The 8,464-nt window shown below is 63.4% G+C and carries 8 protein-coding genes; 1 reads left to right on the top strand and 7 read right to left on the bottom strand.

Annotated elements, in window-relative coordinates; all coding sequences use genetic code 11:
- Positions 1 to 289: 289 nt before the first annotated feature.
- From ACIGGF_RS25150 to ACIGGF_RS25130, 5 genes are all read right to left on the bottom strand, one after another.
- A complete protein-coding gene (locus tag ACIGGF_RS25150; protein ID WP_397523756.1) occupies positions 290 to 1,513 on the bottom strand; it encodes a glycosyltransferase in 1,224 nt (407 codons plus the stop codon).
- Between the two features lie 54 nt (positions 1,514 to 1,567).
- Positions 1,568 to 2,305: a lysophospholipid acyltransferase family protein gene (locus tag ACIGGF_RS25145; RefSeq protein ID WP_397523755.1), complete on the bottom strand. Its 738-nt coding sequence runs from the start codon at positions 2,303 to 2,305 to the stop codon at positions 1,568 to 1,570.
- Between the two features lie 15 nt (positions 2,306 to 2,320).
- Positions 2,321 to 3,076: an ABC transporter permease gene (locus ACIGGF_RS25140; RefSeq protein ID WP_397523754.1), complete on the bottom strand. Its 756-nt coding sequence runs from the start codon at positions 3,074 to 3,076 to the stop codon at positions 2,321 to 2,323.
- A complete protein-coding gene (locus ACIGGF_RS25135) occupies positions 3,073 to 4,056 on the bottom strand; it encodes an ATP-binding cassette domain-containing protein (protein WP_397523753.1) in 984 nt (327 codons plus the stop codon). Before ACIGGF_RS25135 ends, ACIGGF_RS25140 begins: the two co-directional genes overlap by 4 nt.
- 96 nt (positions 4,057 to 4,152) lie before the next feature.
- Entirely contained in the window at positions 4,153 to 5,109 is a 957-nt protein-coding gene (locus tag ACIGGF_RS25130; RefSeq protein ID WP_397523757.1) for a lysophospholipid acyltransferase family protein, read from the bottom strand.
- A 137-nt stretch (positions 5,110 to 5,246) separates the two neighbouring features.
- Here ACIGGF_RS25130 and ACIGGF_RS25125 point away from each other — a divergent pair, with 137 nt between their 5' ends.
- The gene (locus tag ACIGGF_RS25125) at positions 5,247 to 6,650 is read left to right on the top strand and encodes a GntP family permease (RefSeq protein WP_397523752.1); all 1,404 of its coding nucleotides are present in this window, start codon (positions 5,247 to 5,249) and stop codon (positions 6,648 to 6,650) included.
- A gap of 8 nt (positions 6,651 to 6,658) precedes the next feature.
- On the opposite strand, the gene ACIGGF_RS25120 is transcribed toward ACIGGF_RS25125, so the two are convergent.
- The gene (locus ACIGGF_RS25120) at positions 6,659 to 7,621 is read right to left on the bottom strand and encodes an SMI1/KNR4 family protein (RefSeq protein WP_397523751.1); all 963 of its coding nucleotides are present in this window, start codon (positions 7,619 to 7,621) and stop codon (positions 6,659 to 6,661) included.
- Between the two features lie 20 nt (positions 7,622 to 7,641).
- Positions 7,642 to 8,346, bottom strand: a complete 705-nt coding sequence (locus ACIGGF_RS25115; protein ID WP_397523750.1) for a M50 family metallopeptidase — start codon at positions 8,344 to 8,346, stop codon at positions 7,642 to 7,644.
- Positions 8,347 to 8,464 lie beyond the last annotated feature (118 nt).

The following is an 8,464-nucleotide window of genomic DNA, read 5'->3' as shown; positions in this document are numbered from 1 at the left end:
ACCAATAAATTCTACGAAACACGCAACTTAAAATGCGCATCTACACCGCGTGTCGCTTTATCGTTTCGGCTAACTTAATGGCATTGCACCACATCGGCCTTTGACGCGGGAGCCCACACGGGCTTTGTTCCGGTCGCAAACTCGAAGGCCAATGGTGCCAGCTCGTCGCCGAAGTTTCGTATCGGTGCGCGCGACGCAGCAACAAAGCGGGCCCAACCGACCCCGTTGAATTTCACTTCCTGTCGCAGCAGTGGCCTCATTCTCATCGGGCTCCACCAGAACATCTTTGTCATCGAGCCGACCTCATCCCTGCATTGAGGTAAATCTCTCGCAGCCGCTCCCTGAATGGCTCGGAGGTGTACCGCGCCCTTGCCCAGGCGCGTGTTCGGTCGGCCACCACCATCGCCTGATCGTCGGCCAGGCACCGCACAAGTCCATCGATCAGACCGTCGTCGGTGTCGGATACGGCATAGAACAGACTGTCCTCGCCGATGCCTTCGGTGCCCACGTGTGTTGCGACGACCGGCACGCCCCACAGCATTGCCGACAGGGTTTTGAACTTCACTCCCGCGCCGGTACGCAGCGGGACGACAGCACACCGCGCACCTCGGTAGAAGGGCTCGATGGAGTCGACGAATCCGGTCACGTGCACGCTCGCGTCGTTCTCGGCGGCGGCGAGCATGCGAACCGAAGGGTTGCTGCCGACGAGGTGCAGGGTTGCGTCCGGATACGCAGCAACGACTGCCGGCCATAACTTTTCGATGACATGTACTGCGGCGGTTTCGTTCTCTTGGCGGCCGAACGCTCCGACGAAAATGACGGATTTGCCGTCTACGCTGTTGGGGCCGACCGCGTCGGACATCCCCGGCTCTTCGAGGTTCGGCGACACCACCTCGATGTGGCAAGTAACCCCCAGGTCCGCCAACAACTCGGCATCCTTGTCGCTCAACACTATTGCCGTATCCAAGGCCGAGATCAGTCGACGTTCTCGGAATCTGTTCACCACACGCCCCACCCCCGCCGTCCAACGGACGAAGGGGCTCGCCGAGTTGATCGCGTGCCGGTGGATACGTTCGCACACCACGTCGTGTACGACCCCGATGACGCGCGCGTCAGGTGCAACCTGGCGAACGAATCGGACGAGCCGAAAATACTCCACCCACTGCACTTCCACGATGTCCGATCGACGCACGGAAGCCATCAGGTCCGGATTTCGCACGGCGGCTCGGGTGTAGCCGGCATTCCAGCGATACGGGTCGAGAAGGAACAACGCCCACTGCACGATTCCCTCGATGCGTCCGAGTCGCGTCGACACCAATTCGACCGAGACGCTGCCAGACCACGTATCCGCTTGTGCCGCTGCGTTGTCTGCACCCTCTGGTACGAAATAGACGGTGTCGAAGGCCGAGGCAAGGGCACGTGCGTGGGCGAGAACGTACTGACCGCCCGCATGCGCCACGTGCCGAAACGGTGCTGCATGAGACAGCGACGTCACTGTGATTCTTCCCGCCACAGTCGATCACTTTACCGCCGGGCACCGCGCCGACGTGCGAGTCCGGATCTCCGGTCAGTACGCAGCCACTGCACCGTCGAGTGCCTTCTGCATTCCCTCCGCCACCACCCGCGTGATGTCGATCGGCTTCTCGGGCAGCTCGGTGATGGGCGTATCGATGTAGACGCTCGCCTGCTTCACCTTCGGCGCACCGGGGCCGTAACTCATACCGATGCAGATCAGCACCGGCTCGACCCCGAGCTTGCGCGCTCGCATCGCGATATGGCCGATGCCGCTGCCGACGTGCTGGACCGTCGTCGGATCCTCGAGATTGCAGGTGCCCTCGGGGAACACCGCGAGGTCGTCGCCCCGCTTCATGCGCTCGGCACTGACGTCCATCATGCGGCTGCCAGCTGCGCTGACGGCGCGCATTCCATGATTCTTGCCGCGGAAGACCGGGATGCCACCCATCATGTCGATTCGCCTGCGCTGCTTCGCTTCCTGGAACAGCTCGTCCTTGGCCAATACCCGCGTGCGACCGATGACCGGACGCAGCGGCGACGACCAGGCCGCCGCTGCGAGGGTGTACGGATCACTCTCGGTGAGGTGATTGACCGCGATGAGCAGGCGCGTGTCGTCGTACACGAGACGACGCAGTTCCTCGCGGGCACCGTCGGGATAGGACACCCGTGGGCGGAAGCGCCTGGCCAGGGCTGCATACGCCAGCCTCGCGACCTGACGATTCTGCTGGTGACGCAGATAGAAGTCGTACACGGTCACATCGTTTTCGAGAATTACCGCAGGCCGATCCATGACGCGAGCTTAGCCTCACACCCGCGAAGAACCCATAGCCCGGATGCCGACGGCAAGTCCGACTGCCGCGGTGGCCGCGGCCGCGACCGCACCTGCCGTCACCGTCGAACTCGTGAAGTCGCCCGCGAACAATGCCCGTTCGGCATCGACCAGATATCCGAGCGGGTTGATGTTCACCAGGAATTGCATCCACCCCGGTGCAGCGTTCAACGGCAGCATCGTGCCGGAGAGGATGAGCAGCGGGAACATCAGTGTTTGCTGGATGGACCAGAACACCCAATCCTGCCCGCGCACAGCCAAAGCCAACGCATACGACAGTGCACCGAGTCCGACACCGAACACACCGAGCAGCACGATTCCCACCGCGGCACCGATCGGGTTCACCGACAAGCCGAGCGGCAACGCCACCAAGACGATCAGCACGGCCTGAGCGGCCAGCGGCACCATTTCCTTGAAGGCGCGACCGACGAGCAGCGCCGACCGCGGCAGCGGCGTCACCAACAGTCTTTCGTGCGAACCCTGCTGCAACTCCGCCAGCAGATTCGACCCCGTCATAGACGTTCCGAAGATGGTGATCATGGCGAGCACTCCGGGAACGAACCAGTCCCACACACTCCCGTCTCCGAGACCGGGAACCTCGGACAGAAGCGGGCCGAACAGTGCGAGCAGGATGAGCGGTTGAATCAGACTGAAGATCACGGTCAACGGATCGCGAACCATCGGCCGCAGTTCGCGCCCGAGTACTACTGTGCTTCCGGAGAGAACGTTCATCGGAGTTCTCCCGCCACGCTCGCGTTGTCGAGTGCTGCGGCGCTCTCACGAAGACTGCGCCCAGTGAGGCCGAGGAACACATCGTCGAGGGTCGGCCTCGCCATGTCTGCCGTCAGCACTGTAATTCCGTGAGATTCGCTCCGCCGCAGAAGGTCCGGGAGTATCGCCTCGGCGCGCTCGACCCGAATGTTCAGGCGCGATCCCGCCACCGTCACGTCTCTGATTCCGTTGACACCACCGAGAAGCGCAGCCAGCGATGACGCGTCGGACACGGTGAGGACGATCAGATCGCCCGCTAGTTCCGCTTTGAGCGCGATCGCGGTGTCGTCGGCGATGACCGTGCCACGATCGACGACGACGACCCGCTCGGCCATGGAATCGGCCTCGTCGAGATAGTGCGTGGTGAGCACGATGGTGGTGCCCATCTCGCGTCTGAGCCGGAGAATGTGGTCCCAGAGATTCGCTCGGCTCTGCGGATCCATTCCTGTGGTCGGCTCGTCGAGGAACAACAAGGGCGGTCGGTGCACCAGTCCCAGAGCGATGTCGAGCCGTCGACGCTGCCCACCCGAGAGAGTCGAGACGGTACGACCAGCGAGCTCGCCGAGTTCGAGCGCCTCGATCAGTTCGGCTGCGCGACTTCGCGATCGGAGACGCGTCATGCCGTAACACAGCCCTTGCAGGACCAGCTCGTCGCGCACGCGCTGGTTGTGTCCCGCACCATTGCCCTGCCCGACGTAACCGAGACTGCGTCGAACACTGTCCCGATCCTGCACCACATCGAATCCGGCGATGCGCGCCGTGCCCGACGTCGGTGTCAGCAGCGTGGTCAGCATGCGCAGGGTGGTCGACTTGCCGGCCCCGTTGGGGCCGAGCAGAGCAACCAACTCTCCCTCACCGATCTTCAGATCGATGCCGCGCACCGCCTCCACGGTCTTCTTGGCTTGTCGAAATGTCTTGGTCAGTCCCACTGTTTCGATCATTCGTGACGCCCCTCGTCGCACTGAGTGAATCCGTACGAGAAAGACGTTAGGAACGATCGCGGTCAGCTTCGGTCCGCGTCGATGTAGGAGCCGGGATCACCCGAAGACGGGGAACCTCCGCTTGCGGGCAAGGGCATCCATCCCGGACTGGATGCTCGCGCGCACCTCCTCGTACTTCGCATCGACATAGGCCTCGTCGTCGCACCGTGCCGGATCGTGGTCCAGCTCGACCGGCGGCATGAATCGGGTGCGAATTTTCGCGGGCAACGGAATCTGCGGCAGCGCCGCGGGAGCAATGATCCACGGAAGCGAGATCGCGATGGGAAAGACCTTCAACCGCGCAATCTTGTCCAGTTTCAACGCTTTCGACAGTTTGTCGCCACGAATGAGTACCGGCATGGCGTCGGCCCCGCCGACTGTCGCCACCGGAACGATCGGTACTCCCATACGGATGGCGAGCTTGATGAAGCCGGTGCGACCACCGAGCGTCGCCTCATCACGCTTGCTCCACGGCCGCAGCGAATCGACCTCACCGCCGGGCCAGACGATGACGTCACGCCCCTCGGCCAGTGCCGTCGACATCGAGTCCGGCGCAGCGGGCAGCACACCCATCGATCGAAAGACTTTGCCGATCAACGGGAACGCCATCAAAGCGTCGTGCGCGGTGCCGTGCAGAATGCGCTTCTCACCGAAGTGTCGCCACCACTGCGCGCCGACGGTCCACGCATCCCACACGAACGGCGCACCCGAGTGCACTCCGACGACGAGCACCGGCGACTCCGGAATGGTCTCCCAGCCATCGATCTCCATCCGGAAGTACCGGTCCATGACCCCGTTCCACAGCTTCTGCTGACGGTCCATCGCCACGGTGTCCTGATCGTCGAGGTCCCAACCACCCGCGCGTTCGGCCACCACCGCGCCGAGACCACCGGACGCCTTGTCGCGACGTTCCTTCATTTTCACCCGAGCTGCTGCGGCGAAGCGCTGCGCTTGCTCACGCAGGTCCTGCTTCGAAGGCTCCTCCGTCGACGCTGTCGCACGATCCCCACCCATTACGTGATCCCCATCACTCATACCCGCACCGTACTCCACCCGTCGAAAGTCGATCGACAAGCGTCTCTTGTTACCCCGCGAGACGTCGCACCTGTCCGTTATGGTCGAAATACGAGCCGAGCGAACGAGGTACACCGATGGATCCGATCGAACCGGCATACGGCACGACGGCACTTCTGCTGATCGCCGCCGCAGCCGTGGCAGTCCTGCTCTTCCTCATCATGAAGGTGAAGTTGCACGCCTTCGTCTCCCTGGTGCTGGTCAGCGCGGTCACTGCCGTCGCCGCCGGTATCCCACTCGCAGACGTGCCGTCGGCACTGCTCTCGGGCTTCAGTTCCACGCTGGGCTCGGTGGCACTGCTGGTCGCTCTCGGCGTGATGGTCGGCAGACTGCTCGAAATAACCGGTGGCGCTCAAGTATTGGCCGACACTCTGATCAACCGCTTCGGGGCGAAACGCGCGCCTCTCGCGCTCGGCGTGGCCGCGCTCATCTTCGGGTTCCCCATCTTCTTCGACGCGGGCCTCGTGGTCTTCCTGCCGATCATCTTCACCGTCGCCAAGCGCTTCGGCGGATCGGTTCTGTTGTATGCCCTCCCGACGGCCGGTGCCTTTGCCGCAATGCACGCCATCGTTCCCCCGCACCCCGGCCCCGTTGCCGCGACCGACCTACTCGGCGGCGATATCGGATCGGTACTACTCGTCGGCGTCCCCGTCGCCGTCGTCTCCTGGTTCGTCGGCTCCTACCTGGTCGGTACCCAGCTCGGCAAGCGGTTCGTCACCGCCCCCGCCGATCTCTTCTCCGCCGGGTCGGCAGACTCCGAGGAACACGACAAAGAGATGGCCGCCCTGCGCGATCCCGCACCGAAGTTCGGTGCGGTGCTGCTCATTCTGCTGACTCCGCTGGTGCTGATCTCGCTCAATACCGTCGTGAACACTCTGACCACCTCGGGAGTCCTGACCGGAGACGAAACCTGGGCTGCCGCTCTGACGCTCATCGGTCAGACGCCCATCGCGCTGCTCATCACCTTGCTACTGGCGCTGTTCATTCTCGCGCCGGGACGGTTCCCGGTGGCCGACGGTGCCAAGTACATGGATCAGGCGCTGGGGCCCATCTGCTCGATCATCCTCATCACCGGTGCCGGTGGCATGTTCGGCGGAGTGCTGCGGGCCAGCGGTATCGGCCAGTCGCTCACGTCCTCGTTGTCCGATATCGGTCTGCCGATTCTGCTGCAGGCCTTCCTGATCGCCACCGCGCTTCGCGTCGCGCAGGGCTCGGCCACCGTCGCACTCACCACCACCGCTGGGCTGATCTCGGTGCAGGTGGCCGAACTGGACCTGAGTAACTTCAAGATCGCACTGCTGGTCTTCGCCCTCGCCGCGGGAGCCACCGTCCTGTCTCACGTCAACGATTCCGGCTTCTGGCTCGTCAGCCGCTTCTTCGGCATGGACGAGAAGACGACTCTCAAGACCTGGACCGTCATGGAAACGACACTCGGGCTGGCAGTATTCGCCGTCGCATCGTTGCTGTGGGTGGTGTTCTAGCGGGGACCTCAATCGTCCACCTCCAGCATGCATCCCCCGGGCGGAAGCTCCAGGACGATAACGTCGTGCCCCTCTCCGGTGACGATTGCGGTGAAGATGGTCTCCACTCCACCAATTGACACCCACCAGTTCATGTTCGCGCCCCGCACACGTGGCACCTGCCGATATACCGCTCGGGCGTCCTCGACCACTGCGTGGGGGTGCAGCCTCCGAGCGGTATCGATGACGGCGCGGCGCACGTGATCCAGATCGATCAGGTCGTCTTCAGTCGACAGCTGCGATGGGAAGAAATCGATGAGCGGGAAAGGTACTCGAACGACCGGCAGAGTAGCCGCGTATGCCATCGTCCCGTCCGAGAACGCGGGGTCACGCCATTCGAGCACGCCGTCCACGAAGGTGGCTGACAGCTCGTCGTAGATCTCGGATCCGGTTTCGACGCTGCGATACAGAGCTGCGATGAACTCGGTCAGCGAGTCGAACCAGGGACCGCCCCCGTCGGCACCCTCATAGGTGAACATTCGGATACAACCTTCACGTGCACCTGGACGCGTATCGACAAAAAGTGTTCCGCCTGCGCCGTCCTCGGCGAACGGGACATATGTCGGCATGAACATTTCCGCCGTCTCACCTGCCTCCTGGGCAAGCACTTCGGCCGGCCAGTCCTCACCCGAATAGTCGATCGAATGCGGATTCTCGAGACTGAACCGGTGCCGGTCGACTACCTGCTCGAGCGAGTAGAGAGTGAAGCCCGGCAGCACCGAGCCAACCGGTACATAGTCTTCGCCGAAGGTTTCGTGCTGCCCGTCGTGCAGTCCGTAGAACTCTCGCAGTTCCGCCGTCCACGGCGTGGTCGCACGTTCCGCGTACTCCCGCTCAGTTGTCGATCGCGGGGGACGAATCGACGCGGCGGTGACCGGAGCACGTTCACGCAGTATCGACCAGTACGCCGTCCATACTTCGGGGAGGTTCACGACTCGAACCTAGACGAACCTCACTGCACCGGAACGAGAATGCGCCACGCACCCAATGCCAGCGAACCCACGGTGACGAGCAGGAACAGCCCAACCCAAACGATGCCGGGTAGGAAGGTCAATCGGGCCAGTTGATCGGCGTCGGAGTCCCGGGCCCGTCCCGCACTGCGTGATCTCTGCAGTTCGAGAACCGGCCGCGGACCGGCGATGAGCAGGAAGAACGTGATGAAGTACGCCGCCGCGACCTGCTGCTCTCCGGTGCCCCACCAGGACACGACGAACAATGCTGCACCGACGGTGATCAGCGACAGCAACCCGTAGATGTTGCGAATCATCAACAGCATCAGTGCAATCGAGATGATGCCGATCCACAACACCGCCGACGCCCGCTGGGTGCCGAGAACGAATGCTGCACCGAGGCCGAGCAACGACGGCCCCACGTAACCGGCGAAGGTCATCGCGATGACGCCGAGGCCGGTGGGCTTGCCCTTGGAGATCGCGACGCCGGAGGTGTCCGAGTGCAGGCGCAGCCCCATCAACTGCCGACCGGTGATCAATGCGACGAACAGGTGCGCACCCTCGTGCGCAATGGTGACCACGTTGCGCGCGATCCGCCATGTCTGTGGCAACACGACGACGATCAGAGCAATCAGGGCAGCAACTTGGACGATCCACACCGGTGGATCAGGACTCACCGCGGAGATGCGGTCCCAGAATTCGTTCACACCACAGTATGCGGCTTCGCCGCAGTGGTGGGGGGGTGTTGGGGGGGGGGGGCCACAAACCCCCCACAGCGCCGGGCGCCCCCCGACGGCGGGGGGGGGGGGAGGGGGGGGTGGGGGC

It is taken from the genome of Rhodococcus sp. NPDC078407 (genome assembly GCF_044542515.1).
In the GTDB taxonomy this organism is placed as follows: Bacteria; Actinomycetota; Actinomycetes; order Mycobacteriales; family Mycobacteriaceae; genus Rhodococcoides.
This window is presented reverse-complemented; position numbering and strand designations above follow the sequence as displayed.

What these genes read in the sequence shown, in the direction of transcription:
- ACIGGF_RS25135 (WP_397523753.1), bottom strand. Translation starts at nt 4,056, where the DNA reads ATGATCGAAACAGTGGGACTGACCAAGACATTTCGACAAGCCAAGAAG.
- ACIGGF_RS25140 (WP_397523754.1), bottom strand. Translation starts at nt 3,076, where the DNA reads ATGAACGTTCTCTCCGGAAGCACAGTAGTACTCGGGCGCGAACTGCGG.
- ACIGGF_RS25125 (WP_397523752.1), top strand. Translation starts at nt 5,247, where the DNA reads ATGGATCCGATCGAACCGGCATACGGCACGACGGCACTTCTGCTGATC.
- ACIGGF_RS25145 (WP_397523755.1), bottom strand. Translation starts at nt 2,305, where the DNA reads ATGGATCGGCCTGCGGTAATTCTCGAAAACGATGTGACCGTGTACGAC.
- ACIGGF_RS25130 (WP_397523757.1), bottom strand. Translation starts at nt 5,109, where the DNA reads ATGGGTGGGGATCGTGCGACAGCGTCGACGGAGGAGCCTTCGAAGCAG.